This window comes from Pseudomonas sp. A-B-19, assembly GCF_019947515.1.
Classification (GTDB): Bacteria; Pseudomonadota; Gammaproteobacteria; order Pseudomonadales; family Pseudomonadaceae; genus Aquipseudomonas.
In genome coordinates this window covers 74,498-93,131 of record NZ_JAGYGN010000002.1, presented here as the reverse complement: position 1 = coordinate 93,131, position 18,634 = coordinate 74,498, and the positions used below count along the sequence as shown (strand labels likewise).

Annotated in this window: 14 protein-coding genes; 6 read left to right on the top strand and 8 right to left on the bottom strand. The window is 60.4% G+C overall.

Features of this window, described 5'->3' with window-relative positions; all coding sequences use genetic code 11:
• Nucleotides 1-3: 3 nt before the first annotated feature.
• The 6 genes from KGA81_RS02565 to KGA81_RS02540 all read left to right on the top strand — a co-directional run bounded on the left by KGA81_RS02565 (nt 4) and on the right by KGA81_RS02540 (nt 10,505).
• A complete protein-coding gene (locus tag KGA81_RS02565; protein ID WP_223544442.1) occupies nt 4-1,716 on the top strand; it encodes a DUF2138 domain-containing protein in 1,713 nt (570 codons plus the stop codon).
• The gene (locus tag KGA81_RS02560; RefSeq protein WP_223544441.1) at nt 1,713-2,351 is read left to right on the top strand and encodes a DUF1175 domain-containing protein; all 639 of its coding nucleotides are present in this window, start codon (nt 1,713-1,715) and stop codon (nt 2,349-2,351) included. The genes KGA81_RS02565 and KGA81_RS02560 overlap by 4 nt, the downstream gene beginning before the upstream one ends.
• Complete coding sequence (locus KGA81_RS02555) at nt 2,348-6,907, top strand: alpha-2-macroglobulin family protein (RefSeq protein ID WP_223544440.1); 4,560 nt, start codon at nt 2,348-2,350, stop codon at nt 6,905-6,907. The genes KGA81_RS02560 and KGA81_RS02555 overlap by 4 nt, the downstream gene beginning before the upstream one ends.
• Nucleotides 6,885-8,528 carry a DUF2300 domain-containing protein gene (locus tag KGA81_RS02550; protein ID WP_263293211.1) on the top strand — a complete coding sequence of 548 codons (1,644 nt, stop codon included), beginning with the start codon at nt 6,885-6,887 and terminating at the stop codon, nt 8,526-8,528. The genes KGA81_RS02555 and KGA81_RS02550 overlap by 23 nt, the downstream gene beginning before the upstream one ends.
• Before the next feature lie 3 nt (nt 8,529-8,531).
• Entirely contained in the window at nt 8,532-9,344 is an 813-nt protein-coding gene (locus KGA81_RS02545) for a YfaP family protein (protein ID WP_223544438.1), read from the top strand.
• Nucleotides 9,345-9,491: 147 nt separating this feature from the next.
• Complete coding sequence (locus KGA81_RS02540) at nt 9,492-10,505, top strand: YhcG family protein (RefSeq protein WP_223544437.1); 1,014 nt, start codon at nt 9,492-9,494, stop codon at nt 10,503-10,505.
• A gap of 300 nt (nt 10,506-10,805) precedes the next feature.
• Here KGA81_RS02540 and KGA81_RS02535 read toward each other — a convergent pair whose 3' ends face one another.
• From KGA81_RS02535 to eat, 8 genes are all read right to left on the bottom strand, one after another.
• A complete protein-coding gene (locus tag KGA81_RS02535; RefSeq protein WP_223544436.1) occupies nt 10,806-11,552 on the bottom strand; it encodes a S24 family peptidase in 747 nt (248 codons plus the stop codon).
• Nucleotides 11,553-11,774: 222 nt separating this feature from the next.
• On the bottom strand, nt 11,775-12,302 hold the full coding sequence (gene ppa / locus KGA81_RS02530) for an inorganic diphosphatase (RefSeq protein ID WP_007894323.1): 528 nt from the start codon (nt 12,300-12,302) through the stop codon (nt 11,775-11,777).
• A 113-nt stretch (nt 12,303-12,415) separates the two neighbouring features.
• Nucleotides 12,416-13,228 (bottom strand): zinc-dependent peptidase, encoded by an 813-nt coding sequence (locus KGA81_RS02525; protein ID WP_223544435.1) that lies wholly within the window; start codon nt 13,226-13,228, stop codon nt 12,416-12,418.
• Nucleotides 13,229-13,232: 4 nt separating this feature from the next.
• Entirely contained in the window at nt 13,233-13,889 is a 657-nt protein-coding gene (locus KGA81_RS02520; RefSeq protein WP_223544434.1) for a DedA family protein, read from the bottom strand.
• Nucleotides 13,890-14,126: 237 nt separating this feature from the next.
• Nucleotides 14,127-14,588 carry a GNAT family N-acetyltransferase gene (locus KGA81_RS02515; protein ID WP_223544433.1) on the bottom strand — a complete coding sequence of 154 codons (462 nt, stop codon included), beginning with the start codon at nt 14,586-14,588 and terminating at the stop codon, nt 14,127-14,129.
• A gap of 114 nt (nt 14,589-14,702) precedes the next feature.
• Entirely contained in the window at nt 14,703-15,527 is an 825-nt protein-coding gene (gene eutC / locus KGA81_RS02510) for an ethanolamine ammonia-lyase subunit EutC (RefSeq protein WP_223544432.1), read from the bottom strand.
• 8 nt (nt 15,528-15,535) lie between these two features.
• The gene (locus tag KGA81_RS02505; RefSeq protein ID WP_223544431.1) at nt 15,536-16,930 is read right to left on the bottom strand and encodes an ethanolamine ammonia-lyase subunit EutB; all 1,395 of its coding nucleotides are present in this window, start codon (nt 16,928-16,930) and stop codon (nt 15,536-15,538) included.
• Nucleotides 16,931-17,107: 177 nt separating this feature from the next.
• Nucleotides 17,108-18,481 (bottom strand): ethanolamine permease, encoded by a 1,374-nt coding sequence (gene eat, locus KGA81_RS02500; protein ID WP_223544430.1) that lies wholly within the window; start codon nt 18,479-18,481, stop codon nt 17,108-17,110.
• Nucleotides 18,482-18,634 lie beyond the last annotated feature (153 nt).

The window sequence follows — 18,634 nt, the reverse complement described above, 5'->3', positions numbered from 1 at the left end:
AACATGAGTGATAGCACTGTTACTCCGGCCGCTGGCACACCCGCGGCCAAACCTTCCCTGCACTGGCCGACGCTGCTGATCGGGTTATGCCTGGTCGTTGTCGTGGCTGGTGGGGTGGGGTGGTTCATGCACAAGCCCAAGGCCCCGGCGCCTGTGTTGGCCAGTGACAAGCTGGGCATGAGCCGCCCGGATGGCTTGCTGGAAACCCGTTCCCTGAGCCAGTTGCCCAAGGATTTGCTGGCAGTGCCGTTCCTCAAGGAAACCCTGACCGAAGATTTCGTCTTCTATTACGAAAGCCACGCCGACCGCCTGGGGTTGATCGGCAGCTTGCGGCGGATCATCTACGAACATGACCTGAAACTGCAGGACACCTTGATCGAGCAACTGTTCGATCAACCGGCCGACGTAGCGCTGTGGCGAGGGGCGGATGGGCGGCTCAAGGATTTCCTGCTGGTGATGGATCGCGGCGGGCTGGCCAAGGTACTGGAGCCGCTGGCCAAAGTGGCGCTGGACGACTCGCAGTTGAGCAAGGTCGCTGACGTGAAAGTCGGCACCGACGACGTAGCGCTCTATCAACTCGGCTACAACGCCAGCAAGGCGCTGCTGTTTGCGTCCCATGGCGATAAATTGGTGGTGCTGTCCAATCCAGCGAAACTCTACGATCCGCAGGGCGGTGCATCGGAGGAACCGGGCAGCGTGTCGACCACGGCCATTGCCGCGCTGCTCAATGGCGACAAACTGTTCCCCGAGGCCTTCGGCCTGCCGCCGCGTGCGCCGCAGGTGAAACAACGCCTGTCGGTCAATGCCAGCGTGCTGGCAATGGGTTACCAGCGTTTCATCCCGAACTTCGCCGGCCTGCGTTTCGATATGGATGACAAGGGCTGGCACAGCTTCCTGGCCATGGACGAACTGGAGAATCAGCCGGACTTCGATTTCAAACCGATCTGGCAAGCCATGCCCATGGGCGCCAGCGCTTGCGTGGCGTTGCCGCTGGCTGCCGAACAACAGAAGCCGCTGCTGGTGAAACTCGGTGCCCAGGAGAAGGTGGCCCAGGCGCTGACCGAACACATGGCCGGCGCAGCGGGCCTGTGCTGGTATGCCGATTCGCGGCTGTACACGCCCTTGCTGGTGGCCAGCCTCAACGATGACGACAGCGGCAAACTGGATGGAGACCTGGGCAGCCTGTTCGGCTCGATGGTCGGCGCCTTTGAGCCCAATGTCGAAGACGGGGCCTTCCCGGTGGTGGAGAAACAGCAAGGCCAGGGCCATCAGTGGCAACGCCAGGTCAGCTCCGGTTTCGGTCCCTATGCGGCCAAGGAAGCTGAAGCCCCCGATGCCATCACCGGCAAGGCATTCATGCGCGTGAGCCTGGCGCGTCACGGTTCGACGCTGCTGTTTTCCCTCGACGACAAGCTGGTGGACAAGGCCCTCGGCACCCTCGACAAACGCTTCCCGCCGATGGCCGACTTGGTGCCCAAAGACCTGCTGATGCCGGTCTATTTCGGCCCGGATTCCATGGTGCAACTGATGCAGCAGGAAACCCTCGACAGCCTGCCCCAGGATATGGAGCCGGTGTTCTATAACGCCGCGCAAACCTGGCTGATCCCGAAACTGCGCAAGCTCGGCGGCTACGGTAAATACGCCCTGACCTTGCCCGAAGGCAGCGAGCCCGACGGCCATTGGCAGTGGCTGCCGCTGGAGTGGAAAGCCCTGTGACGGCATTGATCCGAAGTCTCGGCCTGCTGGCACTGTTGCTGAGCGCGGCTGCTCGCGCTGTCGAGGCACCGTCGCTCGACCCGCAGCAATCCCAGGTGTTCCGCGCCTGGTTCGTGCGCATCGCCCAGGAGCAACTGAGCCAGGGCCCGAGCCCCCGTTGGTATCAGCAGGATTGCGCCGGGCTGGTGCGCTTCGCCGCTAACGAAGCGCTGAAAGTCCATGACGACAAATGGCTGCGCAGCAATGGCCTGTCCAATCGCTACCTGCCGCCGGAGCTGCAACTGAGCGACGCCCAGCGCGGTCTTGCCCGGCAATGGCAGCAGGGCGGCGGCAAGGTCGGGCCGTACGTCAATGCGATCAAATTGATCCAGTTCAACAGCCATCTGGTCAGCCGCGATGTGGCTCAGGCACGCCCAGGCGATCTGATGTTTTTCGATCAGGGCGATGACCAGCACCTGATGATCTGGATGGGCCGCTACATCGCCTATCACACCGGCACCAGCACACCCACCGACAACGGCATGCGTTCGGCAAGCCTGCAGCAACTCATGACATGGAAGGACACCCGATGGATACCCGACGCAGCCAACCCCAACTTCATCGGCGTCTATCGACTGAATTTTCTTTCCCAATGACCGGTGCCCGAATGCTGCGTTTTCTGTCTCTGCTGTTGGTATTGGTGCTGCCGTTCTCGGCGGCTTGCGCCGAAGACTCGGTCCCGGCCAGCGGCTATGCGCCGGTGGCCGGCGAGAGTTTTTTCCTGCTGGCCGACAGCAGCTTTGCCAGCGATGAACCGGCGATGGTGCGCCTCGAAGCACCGGGCCGCGACTATCGCCGGTTTCGCATGGAACCCTACGGCGGCGCCGATATTCGGGTGTATCGCATCGACAAACCGCTGGACTTCCTCAAGCGTCAGAAGAACCTGCATCGGGTAGTCAGCGATGGCCAGTTCAAGGGTGAAGGCCTGTCCAATACCCTCGCTTACCTGTGGGACAACTGGTATCGCAAATCCCGTCGGGTGATGCAGCGGGCGTTTTCCTACGAGTCGCGTAAACAAGTCACCGAGCAAGTGCCGGAACTGAAGATGGGCGACGCGATGTCCGCGCCAACGCCCTACGATGCGCAGCCGCAATTCGCGCTGATACCGGGGTTGCCGGTGGTCAGCCAGTTCCGTTATCCGTTGTGGCAGGCCAAACCGATCCAGCCACCTGCCGGGGTGAACCTGGCCGGTTCTTCCAGTGAGTTCGTCAGCGTCGCGCCGGGCAACGTGTACATCCCGCTGGGTAATCTCAAACCGGGTCTTTATCTGGTGGAAGCGCTGATCGGCAAGTACCGCGCGACCACCATGGTGTTCGTCTCCAACACCGTGGCGGTGAGCAAGATTGCCGGTGACGAATTGCTGGTGTGGGCCGCGCGCAAACACGAAGGCAGTTCGGTGCCGAAGGTCAATGTGCTGTGGACCGATGGCCTCGGTGTGATGAGCAGCGGGGCCACCGATATCGACGGCTTGCTGCGTTTGAAACACGTCAGTCCCGAGCGTTCGTTCGTGATCGGCGAGGACGAAGAGGGTGGGGTGTTCGTCTCCGAGAACTTCTACTACGACAGCGAAATCTACGACACCAAACTCTATGCCTTCACCGACCGGCCGCTGTATCGGCCGGGGGATTGGGTGTCGCTGAAAATCGTTGGGCGGGAGTTCAAGAACGCACGGGACTCGGTGCAGCCAGGCGCAGCCGACGTCAACGTGACCGTGCTGGATGCAACCGGCACGGCACTGCAATCCCTCGACTTGAAGCTCGACTCCAGGGCCGGCACCCAGGGCCGTTTCCAGTTACCGGACGACGCCGTGGCCGGTGGTTATGAACTGCGTTTCAGCTACAAGGATCAGGCCTATAGCAGCGCCTTTCGCGTCGCTGAATATATCAAGCCGCACTTCGAAATTTCGCTCAATCTGGCCAAGCAGGATTACCGTACTGGCGAACCGGTGAAGGGCAATCTGGTGCTGCTGTACCCGGACGGCAAGCCGGTGGCCAATGCGAAATTGAGCCTGAGCCTGCGCGCCCAACAGCTGTCGATGGTCGACAACGAACTGCAATACCTCGGGCAATTTCCGGTGGAGCTGACCAGCACCGAACTGACCACCGACGCCAAGGGCAATGCGGCCCTCGACTTGCCGGCCGCCGACAAACCGAGTCGCTACATGCTCACGGTGTTTGCCAGCGACGGCGCGGCGTATCGGGTCAAGACCACCAAGGAAATCCTGATCGACCGTGGCGCGGCGAATTTCCGCTTGAGCGCGCTTCAACGCTTCAGCGCGGTGGGTGACAAGGTTGCCTTCAGCTACACCCGCGAAGGCGAGCAGGTCGACGCCGTTACGCCGGGCAGCTTTGGCTGGGTGCGTTTGGAGGACCAGAGCACCGGCGAAGGCAAACTCGCAGCAACCGACAAGGGCTTCACCCTGGCCTTTGACCGGCCGGGCACCTACAACCTGACGCTCAAGGATGATCATGGCCGAGTGGTCGGTGCCACCGGTCATTCGGTTACCGGAGAAGGTGTCAAAGCCGTACCCGGCACTGTGGAAATCGTCCTCGACAAGCCCGAGTACATCGCAGGCGATGAAGCACTGGCGCTGATCACTTTCCCGGAACCGGTCGTCGATGCCTTGCTGTCGCTAGAGCGGGACAAGGTCGAAGCGACCGCGCTGCTGTCCAGGGGCGGTGACTGGCTGAAACTGGAAAAACTCAGCGATACCCAATACCGCGCGCGCATCCCGGTGAAGGACGGTTTCGCGCCGAACCTGACCTTCTCGGTGTTGTACACCAAGGGCGGCCAATACAGTTTCCAGAACGCCGGCATCAAGGTGGTCACGCCACAGATCGACGTGGTCATCACCACGGATAAGCAAACCTACCAGCCGGGCGAAACCGTCTCGGTGGACCTGACCACCCGGTTCGCCGGCAAAGCGATTCCCGCGCACCTGACGGTCAGCGTGGTCGATGAAATGGTCTATGCCCTGCAACCGGAAGTCGCACCGAGCATCGACCAGTTCTTCTATCACCCACGGCGCAACAACGTGCGCACCAGTGCCAGTTTGTCGTTCATCAGTTATGACGTCGCTCTGCCGGGCAGCCCCGGTGCACCGGGCAAAGCCAATCGCAGTGAGCGCGGCGTGAAGGTGCTGGAGCGGCCGCGTCGCGAGGACGTCGACACGGCGGCGTGGCAACCTGAATTGCTGACCGATGCCAACGGCAAAACCCGTTTCACCTTCAAGATGCCGGACTCCCTGACCCGCTGGCGCATCACCGCCAGGGCCATCGCTGATGGCGGTCAGGTCGGGCAGAAGAAGCAATTCGTGCGATCGGAAAAACCTTTGTACCTGAAGTGGAGCGGTCCGACTCGATTCCGCGCCGGCGACAAACCGGATCTCGGCGTATTTGCTTTCAGTCAGGCCGAGAAACCGGTCAAAGCCGAACTGGTAACCCGTTACGCCGGCAACGAACAGCGCGTGCCTGTGACCCTCAACAGCGGCATCAACTACATCCCGTTGCCGACCTTTGAACTGGCCAATGGCGAGTGGAGCGCCGAGTTGGTGCAGGATGGCAAAACCGCTGATGCCCTGGCGGTGCGCCTGAGCACGAGCGGTGAAGGCTGGCAGGTGATTCAAACCCAGAGCCTTGATGTGGGTGAGGGCGATACGCCGCTGACGCTGCCGACAGACGCCAGTGAGATCCGCCTGCGTCTGGATGACAGTCCGCAAGCGTTGTTCCGTTCGGCCCTCGACGACCTGTTGAGCTACCCCTACGGCGGCGTCGAGCAGACTGCCAGTCGCCTGTTGCCGTTGAGCATCGCCTACCCGACGCTGGCGGCGAATCCGCAGATCCGCGATCGCCTGCGCCTGATCATGCAAAACAGTCGCCTGCGCCTGGTGCAAATGGCCGGTCCTTCGGCGAGCTTCACCTGGTGGGGCATGGACGGCGAGCCGGATGCCTTCCTCACCGCCTACGCCTATTACGCCGACTGGCACGCCAGCCAGGTGCTGGAACTGAGCCTGCCGCCGGAGCATTGGCAGCGGGTGCTGGAGGTCTACGCCAAGCAGGCGAAAAACACGCCGCTGTTGCAGCGGGCGCTGATTCTGTCGTTCGCCCGGCAGATGCAGTTGCCGGTCAACACCTTGCTCAGTGGCTTGATGGATGACCTGGCGAAAGCGGGCGAGGGCACTGCCGCGAACCTGATGGATAACGGCGAAGACAGCCTCGTCATGAGCGATCCCGATTCAGCCCTGGGCCTGGCTGCCGCGCGAGTGCTGACGGCATCGCTGGCCAGGCAAGCGAAGGTCGCTTTGCCGGACGCGTTCAATCGGCAACTGGCCGACGCGCAGCAGCGTCTGGCGGTCAGTTCCCAGCCGTTTGCCGAAGCGTTGAACCTGTCGCTGCAACCCTTCGATCAGGCTCACGCCCAGGCCTTGCTGCAACGCTTGCTGCCACAGCAATCCACGCTCGAACGGGCCTTGGCGTTGACCTGGCTGCAACGCAGCATCGAGCAGGCATCGCCCACCATTGCATTGGCGCCGGGTGAAGGCTGGAAGAAACAGTATGGGGTTTCTGGTGAGATGTATTGGACGTGGCAGGGGGCTGCACCCGTGCCGACGGTATTGACGCTGCCCGGGGCGCAAGAGCGCCCGCTGCGCGCTGCATTGAGCTACCGCAGCCAGCAGCCGGTGGTCGATTCGATGGCTGTGACCATCACCCGTCGCCTGTCGCGACTGGTACCGGGGGATGAGGCCTTCACCTTCAAACTCGAAGCGGTCGGCAACGCGCCGCTGTCCAGCGACAACCTCTATCTCGATGAAGTGATCGTCACCAGCAAAGCCGCCAGACCGTTGCGCTACGGCATGTTGGAGGTGCCGTTGCCGCCCGGTGCCGATGTCGAGCGCACGACCTGGGGCATCAAGCTCATGGGCAAGGCCGGCACCGAGCCGACGGCGCTGGAGAAGGCGCGTTTCGAACCGGGGCAAATGGCTTATGCCGTTCCGGTCGATGCCTTGAGTGGCGAGTTGCGTCTGCGGCACTTGGTGCGTTTCTCGCAGAAGGGGCAGTTCAGTTTGCCGCCGGTACGTTTCACGCAGGTGTATGCGCCGCAGCATCAGGCAGTGGAACAAAAGGCAGCCCTTGGCCAGGTCACGGTTCACTAACGTGCACAGACTGCTGATAGGTGGGCTGCTGTGTTTGATCCCTGTGCTGGCAACGGCGCAGGACGAACCGCTGCGCCTGGCCTTCAAGGGCGATTTGTTGGCGCTCGGCCGAACACAGGTGATCACCCGCGAGCCATTGCCGCAGACCTTGCAGACGCCGCTGGGCAGCGTGTGGAAGTTATTTGTCTACGCCTGGCTGGTGGATACCGGTGCCCGAGAGCCGGCTTATGAATGTCGCGGCCAGTCGAAGGAAGAAGTTTATTGCTGCACGGCGGGCAGCAAGATCGAGCGTGACCAGGCATTGGTGAAGTCGTGCGGTTTGTATTTCGAGCCCACGCGGCTGGGCATCAACGATGCAGTATGGCGAGCCTATTGGCAGGCGCGACAGGCGCCGCAATGGTTGCTGGATTTGCCTTCGTTGCAACCGGCTACCCGGGTTTCGGTGGCGGAACTGTTGAAGGTGTTGGCCGTGCTGCCGGCGCAGGATCAATCCCGGCGTGTGTTGCTCGATGTGGTGCTCAATGCCGCTGATGGCCAAGTCGTCGGCGAACTCGGAAGCCGCCTGCGGGTGAAGACCTGGAGCTGGTTGGCGGATCAGGACGCAACATCGCGACAGGGCGGGTTTGCCGGCTGGACGGTGGATGGCACACCAGTCTGGTCCGGAGGACGGGGCACCAGTCAGCGGGTACTGCGTGATTACGCGCAGGCATTGTCTACGGTGATTCCCGTTTCATGGCCAGCAGACGCAGGGAAATGCGTAGAGGTCGATCTGTTCTCGCGCTATCCCCTTCGGCGCGTGCTGTCAGGGGGCGCAACGGTGACTTCCGGAGCGTTGCAGGGTGACTACCGCGTTGAATTCGCCAACGGTAATGCGCTGGATATTCACAGCGACGGCGAGCTGTTTCTGCTCAACGACAAGCTCGTCGCCCGGCTGGATCGCGAAGAATACGTCGCCCGTGTTCTCCAGCGCGAAGCCAGTGCCGAACCGGTCGAAGCCGCCAAAGCCCTGGCCGTGGCCATCCGCACCTATCTGCTGCAAAACGCCACGCGCAGCGGAGACTGCCTGAGCATCGACGACAGCAGCAGCCGCCAGCGAGTTGCACCGCGTCCGGCGGCGTCCGAGTCGCGCGACATCGCCGCCTGGACCAGCGACCTGGTGCTGGCGGGCAGCACCGTCACCTACCATTCCGATCAACCCGGCCCGGACAAACTGTCCTGGCAGCAAGCCGTCGAACAGGCCCGTGCCGGCCAGCGCTACGACGCCATCCTGCTGCACGCCTACCCACGCGCCAGTCTCAGCCGCTGGGACAACCCGGTCGCGTCCTGCGAAGCGTTGCCCGCCGCACAAGCATGGCTGCAGAAACAACGGCGCGGCTGGCGCCCAAAACTTGAAAGCGAAACCGGCTACAACGAAGTCAGCACCTTCGCCGTCTGCCACCTGGCCTTCGGCCGCCCCTATGTCGACCGCGAACGTCAGCGCATCTACGTGCGTGGCGCGCAGACACTGCAAGACCGCCTCGACCTGACCCACGAATACCTGCACCTGGCCTTCGAAGCACACCCCAATGGCCAGGATGAAACCTACATCGAAGGGCTCGCCCGCCACCTCTTGCTGGAATAGTCCATGAAACTCCGTTATCCACAGGTCTTGCTGTTGCTCTGTTCGCTGCTGGCGTTGCCATCGGTGATGGCGGCGGACAGCGTCAAACTCGACACCCCCGCAGGCGGTTGGCGCACCGGCGCGCCTGAGGGCGAAGGGGAAAACTTCCGGCAGATCGTCAACTACCCGGCCTCGTCGGTGAATACCCCGGCAGGGCAGGCCAACACCGCTCGCATCAGCGGGCAGATCAAAGCCACAGCCAAATCCACAGAGCCCGGCAGGTTGATCGTCAACGGAGTGAGCATGCCGCTGAAAATCGACCCGGCCGGCCGCTTCGATCGCCCGTTCTCATTCCCCAGCGGCAGCAACAGCGTCGAGGTTCGCAGCCCCGATGGCCAACAACGTCACCGCACGCAATTGCTTAACAGCAGTGGCGGTGCGACCCCCGCCAAATTGCGCGTATTACTGGCGTGGGACAGCGACAACACCGACCTCGACCTGCACCTGATCACCCCCGACGGCGCGCACATCTGGTACGGCGACCGCGTCGCCCCCAACGGCGCTGCGCTCGACGTAGACGTCACCACCGGCTACGGCCCGGAAATCTTCGCCATGCCCGCACCGATCAAGGGGCAATATCTGGTCTACGTGAACTACTTTGGCGGCGGCTACAGCCGTGATGAAGAAGGGCAGGAAGACGCGGGGCAAGCGCTGACCACCGCGCAGGTGACGGTGATTACCGAGGAAGGCACGCCGAGCGAGAAGATGGAGACGTTCCTTGTACCGATGCGTGCGGTGGGGGAGTTGACGTTGGTGAAGTCGTTCAGTTATCCGTGAGGTTGAGGTTCAACTTGCGCAGGCTTTGCACACGGCGAGGTGGAGGCCTATTAGCGTTGTTTCATGCAGAAATACATTGTGAATGTTCCTGCATCGGTATCAGGAGTAATTGAAAGGGCTCTCCAACTGACATGGAAATGCTCTGACGTGAACGATCTTCGTAGCGATACTTCTCTCGATTCTGCTTTCAACGAAATCACCCAACTGATCGTGACCGCGCGACAACGCGCCATGCAGGCGGTCAACACCGAGCTGATTGAGTTGCACTGGCAGGTTGGGGCCTACATCAGTCGCAAAATTGAAGCGGCGGAGTGGGGTGATGGGGTGGTGGCACAACTGGCTCAGCACCTGGCCTATACGCAGCCTGGATTACGGGGGTTCACTCGTGCGAATCTTTTTCGCATGCGCAAGTTTTACGAGACTTATAGGCAAGACGCAAAAGTCGCAGCACTGCTGCGACAATTACCCTGGACCCAGAATCTGATCATCCTCAACCAGAGCAAACGCCCGGAGGAACGAGAGTTTTACCTGCGCATGGCAATCCAGGAGAAGTGGTCGAGCCGCGAACTGGAGCGGCAGTTCAAGGCGGCTCTGTTTGAGCGTTCAGTGGTCAGCCCGGCAAAAGTCTCAGCACCGCTGAGACAAATTCATCCCCAGGCTCTGGACGTGTTCAAGGATGCCTACGTGGTCGAGTTTCTAGCTCTGGAGCGTGGTCATGCAGAAACAGACTTGCATGGAGGCCTGCTGCATAAGCTCAGGGATTTTCTGATCGAACTGGGCAGGGACTTCTGCTTTGTTGGATCGCAATACCCGTTGCAGGTAGGTGGGCGGGACTTTGCGCTGGATCTGTTGTTTTTCCACCGTGGGCTGAACTGCCTGGTGGCGATCGAACTCAAGGTCGGGCGCTTTGAGCCGGAATACCTGGGGAAGATGGATTTTTATCTTGAAGCGTTGGACCGCAACGTCCGCAAGCCACACGAAAACCCGGCGCTCGGCGTATTGTTGTGCGCAAGCAAAGAGGACGAAATCGTCGAGTACGCCCTGAACCGCTCACTGTCTCCTGCCTTGATCGCGGAGTACCACACGCAATTGCCGGACAAGAAACTGTTGCAAGCCAAGCTGCAGGAGTTTTATGCGCTGAATACTGAAGAAATTGAGTGATTCGCGAATCACTTTCTTTCAGACATTAAAAAGCCGGCTTGTGGCCGGCTTCTCGGGGACGGGCTTGGATCATTTTTGGTAAACCGCGCCAGCCTTCAAAACGTACACCCGGATCTTGCGTCCGGCTGTGGGACCTGATGAGAAAGTCATCTGTCAGGTCAGTGCATCTGGGCCGCAGGGCGGGTCGATGCGCAAATGTGGGGCGCAGCATACGCAGGTTTGATGGAAATTCCCAGCGAGAACTGCAGGGCAGAGCCGTTTGGCCACCCGGGTGGGCGGCCGATGGGCGTTCTGGAGCGCTTAAAGAAAGGGCACCGTCGGTCGCCGTTTGTTCAGGGTCGACCACCAGAACACCCAGCCCAGCACCCTGATGTTCTGCTCTTCGATTTGTGCGGCTCTGAAGATTTCATCCGGGTATTCGGCGCGGTTGTGGCTGCGCAGTCGCAGGGAGTTGCCCGGTAGTCGGTGCAGGTACTTGATGCGTAGCATGCCGTCATGTTCGATGGCGTAGATCTCGCCATCGATAATCTGGGTCAGGCCACGGTCGATCGCCAGGGTCGAACCGTCTTCAATTTTCTCGCCCATGCTGTTCCCGCTCATGACGGCACAGATGGCGTCGGCGTGGTTGATTTCCAGGGAGTCGAGGTGGCTGCGGGGCAGGCGGATGGATTGCTCGGGGTCTTCTATGACGTGGGTTCTGTTGGAGCCGGGGGCGGTAAAAACTTCTTTGTAGAACGGCAGTTCGATGTCGACCGGCTCGATCACCGTGTAGACACCACGGATGGTCTGGGCATCGAAGGTGTTGCCGGATTCGTCGAGCAGGCGCAGGTGTTGGGCGTCTTTCGAGCCTTCGCCGGTTTTCAGCCAGTCGCTGCTGACGGAGAGTTTTCTGGCGACTTCTTCCATGCAATGGGCGGGCACGCCGCGGGTGTACCAGTTATGGACATTTTGCGGAGCCGTATCCAGGAATTCGGCAAATCCGGTGGTCGTGATGTTCGCTGCTTTGAGGAGTGCCTTGAAGCGTGGGCCGCTAGTGTTCTTTTTCATGAACGCGAGTCTACTGGCGGCTGACAAGGGTTTGAATAAACGCTTCGTTCAAATTTCGCGGGAAATTTACGACGGGATGTAAGACGCTCTTGGGGAATTTTAAACAAACAAAAACCATTGGAGGGTCTGTTTAAACGGGGTGTTTGGCGTGCTTATCAAGCGCCCACAAAAAACCCCGGATCTCCCGGGGTTTTTCTTGCCGCTGAAAGCCTGCAGCCGGGCTTAGCCTTTGTAGGCCGCAACCGACTTGGTGATCGCGTCGCGGGCGGCGTCTGCGCCGGCCCAGCCTTCGATTTTCACCCATTTGCCTTTTTCGAGATCTTTGTAGTTCGCGAAGAAGTGCTCGATCTGCTGGATCAGCAGTGCTGGCAGGTCGGTGTATTCCTTCACGTCGACGTACAGCTGGGACAGCTTGTCGTGTGGTACTGCGATGACTTTGGCATCGCCGCCGCCGTCGTCGGTCATGTTCAGGATGCCGACCGGACGAGCGCGGATCACCGAACCTGGAGCGACCGGGTAAGGGGTTACAACCAGCACGTCGAGGGGATCACCGTCGTCAGCCAGGGTGTTCGGGATGTAACCGTAGTTGGCCGGGTAGAACATTGGGGTGGCCATGAAACGGTCAACGAACAGGCAATCGCTGTCTTTGTCGATTTCGTATTTGATCGGCGCGTGGTTGGCCGGAATCTCGATCGCGACGTAGATGTCGTTCGGCAGGTCTTTGCCAGCCGGAATCTTGCTGTAGCTCATTGGGCGTTGCCCCCGTTAGTTGACCAGAAATACTTGGCCGGATTGACCAAAAAGTGGCGGCGATTATAGGCATATTCCCGGATCGACGCCACGCACCAGAAGTCGTATGGCGCTCACTGGTGTGCCTGATAGACAGGGTCATGCGCCTTTAGTTGCTTCAACCGCGCCAGCGGGTCCTGGCGATAGAACAACTTCAGCTGCTGGTACACCTGTGGATAAGCCTTGTGCAGCAAATCCGGGGCGCTGAAGAAGTACTCACTGGTGACAGCAAAGAACTCGGCAGGGTTTTCGGCGGCATAGGGGTCGATGGTCGTTTCGGCATGGGGATTGCGATCCAGTTGCCGGTCGAGGTCGTCGTAGGCCTTTTGCATGACGCTGGCCCAGTCGCTGACCCGCATGTCGGGGTGCAACGGCGGCAGGCCGTTGGCGACGCCGTTGAGCATGTCCAGTTTGTGCGCGAGTTCGTGGATCACCAGGTTGTAGCCTCCCCAGCCCCCGCTGGCCATTACGCCGGGCCAGGCAAGGATGATCGGGCCCTGCTGCCACGCTTCACCGCTGTGCTCACCCACCCATTCGTGCTCGATGCCGCCGACATCGCGATGGCGTTGGGGGCTGAGGAAGTCGTCGGGGTAGAGAATGATTTCGTGGAAGCCCTGATACCAGTTCAGGTCGCCGAGGTTCAGCAGCGGCAGTTGCGCCTGCGCAGCGAGCAGCAAGCGTTGTTCCTGATGCAGTTCGACGCCGGGCAGGGCAGTCAGGTGCTTGTCTTCAAGGAACAGCACGCAGGCTTCGCGCAGCCATTGGTCTTCGGCGGCGCTGATGCCATCGAGAAAGCTCAGGTGATGGCGCACCCGTTGCCACATGTCATCGGCAATCGGGTGCTTGGCCAGGGTGCGCCGGCGACGCCAGGCGCTCAGGGACCACATCGTGTCAGCGTGATTCGGCTTTGGAGCTAGAACCCGCCAAGCGGTTACGCACCATGCCAATGATCATCGGCACCAGCGAGAGCAGGATGATGCCGACTACCAGCAGCGACAGGTTCTTCTTGATGAACGGTACGTTGCCGAAGAAATAGCCGAGGGTCACCAGCCCACCTACCCACAGGACAGTGCCTAAGACGCTGAAGGCGAAGAAACGCGGATAAGGCATTTTCCCCACCCCTGCGACGAACGGTGCAAAAGTACGGATGATCGGCAGGAAGCGCGCCAGGGTCACGGTTTTGCCGCCGTGCTTGTCGTAGAAATCGTGGGTTTGTTGCAGGTAGTCACGGCGGAAGATTTTGGAGTCCGGATTGCTGAACAGTTTTTCACCCGCCGTTCGTCCGATGATGTAGTTGGTGCTGTCGCCCAGAACTGCCGCCAGCATCAGCAGGCCACCGAGCAGTACCGGGTCCATGCCGCCACCGGCCGCCACGGCGCCAGCGATGAACAGCAGGGAGTCGCCCGGCAGGAAGGGCGTGACCACCAGACCGGTTTCACAGAAGATCACCATAAACAGGATGGCGTAGATCCATGCCCCGTAGTTGGTTACAAGCATGTCGAGGTAGACGTCGAGATGCAGGACGATGTCGATCGGGTTGAAATCCATGGAAAGCACCTGTGGTGATGGCCCGACTCAGCAGGCCTGTGCGGATGACTTCGCGTAAGACTACGGATAAGGGTAGTTTTTCTTACAAGCCGGGGGAGTTCGCGATTATACGAGGCGAGAGGTGAAAATCGCGTCGAGATTGTAGCGGGGAATGTCCAGGGGTTTTATCGGGGCGCAAAATATTGTGGCAAGAGGGCAAGCCCCCTCGCCACAGGGGCTCGTCCCGCTGGTACTACCTTATAGTTCGTCGCTGATCGGCAGCACATAGTTCTTGAATTCGGTGTCTTCCTTGAATCCGATGGACTCATAGGTTTTCCGCGCGACTTCGTTGTTGCTGCTGGTGGAAACACGCATGCGCACGGCATTGGTTTCCTTGGCCATTTTTTTTGCGGTGCGGATCAGGTTGTCAGCCACCAACTGACGGCGGGCGTCCTCGATGACATAAATATCGTTGAGGATCCACACGCGTTTGAGCGAAAGCGAGGAGAAGCTCGGGTACAACTGGCAGAAACCCATCAGTTTGTTGCTGTCGTCATCGGACAGCGCCAGGTAGATCACCGACTCCTTGCGACGCAGGCGTTTTTCGAGGAACGCCCGGGACGAGTCCGGATACGGCAGGGAGCCATAAAACTCGCGATATTTGACGAACAATGGGGTCAGCAGGTCCAGGTGTTCGAGGGTCGCTTGAATAATCCGCATGGTAGGTCTCGTCTTCAAGTGGCTGTCTTACGTCTTTGACGGCGATGGGAAACCCTTGGCGGCCGTGCCACGATCCTGCCTGAAACTGGTACGAATGTGCAATGCGCAAGCGGTTCAGGCATTCGGCGGGCCGAGCAGGAAATTACCTTTCATGTCGGCTTGCGCGTCCGACTCCAGTGTCTGAACCTGCGCTTCATCCTTCAGATTGACCCCTGACAACTGCCGTCGGCAGGCTTCGCACATCAAGTAGAGCAAACGGTGTGCCGCCATGCCGTAGCTCAGGCCCTCGAGCCGTACGTTGGAGATGCAGTTACGGTAGGCATCGGTAAGGCCGACCTTGGGATTATAGGTGAAATATAAACCCAGGCTGTCCGGGGAGCTGAGGCCAGGGCGTTCGCCGATGAGGATCACGGTCATTTTCGCTGCGAGCAATTCACCGATTTCGTCAGCGACCGCCACGCGCCCCTGTTCCACCAAAATCACCGGCGCTACTGTCCAGCCTTGCGCTGCAATCTGTTCTTCGAGGCGTGCCAGAAAGGGCAGGGTATGGCGATGAACGGCCAGCGCCGACAGGCCGTCGGCGATCACGATCACCAAATCGACCCCGCCAGGATGCGCCGAAGCGTATTCGCGCAAGGTCTTTGCCGATGCGTCACTCAGTTTTCGTCCCAGGTCCGGGCGTTGCAGGTAACTGTTGCGGTCGATCGCTGCGCTGTGCAGCACAAGGCTTTCGTGTCCGCGTTCGGCCAGTTGTGAGCTGAGTGCCGCATGATCGAACGGCAAGTGCACCGCATCCCGTGCCTGAGCGTGGGCATATTGGAAGTCCAGTTGTGCACGGGTGGGAATGCTGGTGCCGGTGCGGCCCAGGGCAATTCGCGCCGGTGTCAGGCGTCGCAGTTCCAGCCATGGGTTGTGGGGATCGAAGGGTAGTTTATCCATTTCAATGCTCATCCCAGTTGTGCCAATGCCTGGCGAAAGGCCGGCGGCAGGCTGTTGCCAAACAGAACCCGGCCGTCCGCCTGGGTGAAAATGCCCATTTTCGCCAGCCACTGCTCGAACTCCGGCGCGGGCTTCAACCCCAGGGTCTGCCGGGCGTAGAGCGCATCGTGGAAGGAGGTGGTCTGGTAGTTGAGCATGATGTCGTCGGAGCCGGGGATGCCCATGATGAAGTTGATCCCGGCGACGCCCAGCAGGGTCAGCAGGGTGTCCATGTCATCCTGGTCGGCTTCGGCGTGGTTGGTGTAACAGATGTCGCAACCCATGGGCACACCGAGCAATTTTCCGCAGAAGTGGTCTTCCAGGCCGGCGCGGATGATCTGTTTGCCGTTGTACAGGTATTCCGGGCCGATGAAACCGACGACGGTGTTGACCAGGAACGGGTTGAAATGCCGCGCGACGGCGTAGGCCCGGGTTTCGCAGGTTTGTTGATCGACGCCATGGTGGGCGTTGGCCGACAGGGCGCTGCCCTGACCGGTTTCGAAATACATCAGGTTCTGGCCCAGCGTGCCGCGATTCAGACTCAAGCCGGCGTCATGGCCTTCCCTCAATATACTCAGGTTAATGCCGAAACTGGCGTTGGCCGCTTCGGTGCCGGCGATCGACTGGAACACCAGATCCAGCGGCACGCCGCGATTGACCGCTTCGATCGACGTGGTGACATGGGTCAGCACGCACGCCTGGGTCGGGATTTCGTAGCGCTGGATGATCGCGTCGAGCATTTCCAGCATGGCGCAGATCGAGGCGATGCTGTCGGTGGCGGGGTTGATGCCGATCATGGCGTCGCCATTACCGTGCAGCAGACCGTCGAGGATGCTTGCGGCGATACCGGCCGGTTCGTCGGTGGGGTGGTTCGGTTGCAGGCGTGTGGACAGTCGACCGCGCAGGCCCAGGGTGCCGCGAAACTGTGTGACCACGCGGATTTTTTGCGCCACCAGTACCAGATCCTGCACGCGCATGATTTTCGATACGGCGGCAGCCATTTCCGGAGTCAAACCGGGGGCGAGGGCGCGCAGGACCTGTTCGTCGGCGGCATCGCTGAGCAGCCAGTCGCGAAAGCCGCCGACGGTGAGGTGGCTGACGACGGCGAAGGCTTGTTTGTCGTGGGTGTCGATGATCAGACGGGTGACTTCATCGGATTCGTAGGGGATCAGCGCTTCCTGCAGGAAGTGGCTTAGCGGCGTGTCGGCCAAAGCCATCTGTGCCGCGACACGCTCGCCGTCATTGAGGGCCGCGACGCCGGCCAGAAAATCTCCGGAGCGTGCCGGGCTGGCCTTGGCCATCACTTCCTTGAGGCTGTCGAAGCGGTAAGTCTGGGCGCCGACGGTATGGGCGAATGCGGTCATGGGGCGGGGGCCTCCTGATCAATTCAAAAATTCGATCTGATTTTCTGTGGGAGCGAGCTTGCACCCGCAACATGTGCTGAATGACACACCGCCATCGCGAGCAAGCTCGCTCCCGCAGGGGAACTGCATGCACTTCAATAATGCAGGCGCCGGGCAGTGAGCCCGGCGCCGGTGCATTTAGATACCTTCGAGCATAGCGTCTGCCGGTGCCTCGGAACGTTGCTTGGCGGTCAACTGGAAGTACAGGTAACCGGCAGCCATGAAACCCAGGAAAATCAGGCCGATCAAGGTGTTGAACCAGGCCATCGCCACCAGGCACACCACCGCCAGAAACAGCGCGATCCCCGGTACGATCGGATAGCCAGGGGCGCGGAAGGTGCGTTCCAGGTTCGGCTCGGTTTTACGTAGCTTGAACAGGCTCAGCATACTGATGATGTACATCACGATGGCGCCGAATACCGACATGGTGATCATTGCTGCCGTCAGGGTCATGCCTTGCAGGTTGACCAGGCCATCACTGTAGATGGCCGCAATGCCGACCACACCACCGGCCAGAATGGCCCGGTGCGGCGTCTGGAAGCGCGAAAGTTTGGCCAGCCCTTTAGGCAGGTAACCGGCGCGAGCCAGGGCGAAGAACTGCCGTGAATAGCCAAGAATGATCCCGTGAAAGCTCGCCACCAGGCCGAACAGACCGATCCATACCAGCATGTGCATCCAGGTCGAATTGTTGCCGACCACGGCTTTCATCGCCTGAGGCAACGGATCGTTGATGTTCGACAGTTGACGCCAGTCGCCGACACCACCGGCCATCACCATCACGCCGATGGCCAGGAACACCAGGGTCAAAATGCCGCTGACATAGGCTTTGGGGATAGTGCGTTTCGGATCCTTGGCTTCTTCGGCGGCCATGGCTGCACCTTCGATCGCGAGAAAGAACCAGATCGCGAAGGGAATGGCGGCGAAAATGCCAGGAATCGAACCCATCGTGAATTCATTGGCGCCCGACCAGCCATTGAGCACAAAGTTGCTGAAGCTGAAGCCCGGGGCGACCACACCCATGAACACCAGCAATTCGGCGACGGCCAGCACGGTGACCACCAACTCGAAGGTGGCAGCGATGCTGACGCCGAGGATGTTCAGGCCCATGAACACGAAATAGGCGCCAACGGCGGCGATCTTCGGGTCCAGTTCCGGGTATTGCACGTTGAGGTAGGCGCCGATGGCCATGGCGATGGCCGGTGGCGCAAAGACGAATTCGATCAGGGTGGCGATGCCGGCGATCAACCCGCCTTTCTCACCAAAGGCCCGGCGGCTATAGGCAAATGGCCCGCCAGCGTGGGGAATTGCAGTCGTCAGTTCGGTGAAGCTGAAAATGAAGCAGGTGTACATCGTCGCCACCATCAGTGCGGTGACGAGAAAACCCAGTGTGCCTGCAGTGCCCCAGCCGTAACTCCAGCCGAAGTACTCGCCGGAAATCACCAGGCCGACGGCAATGCCCCATAGATGCAGGGTGCCGAGTGTGGGTTTGAGCTGTGTGGAAGAAGTAGTCATAAGTCCTCTCTAGTTTTTATTGTTCGATCTTTTGGACTTTCGGGTGTGACGGGTTGGGTGCAAATCCTGAATGATGGGTAGGCAAGGCCCGTGCCAGAGCGGCCAGGCCTTGTGCATTGAGTCAGTGGGTGTGCATTCGCGGGCAAATCGGGT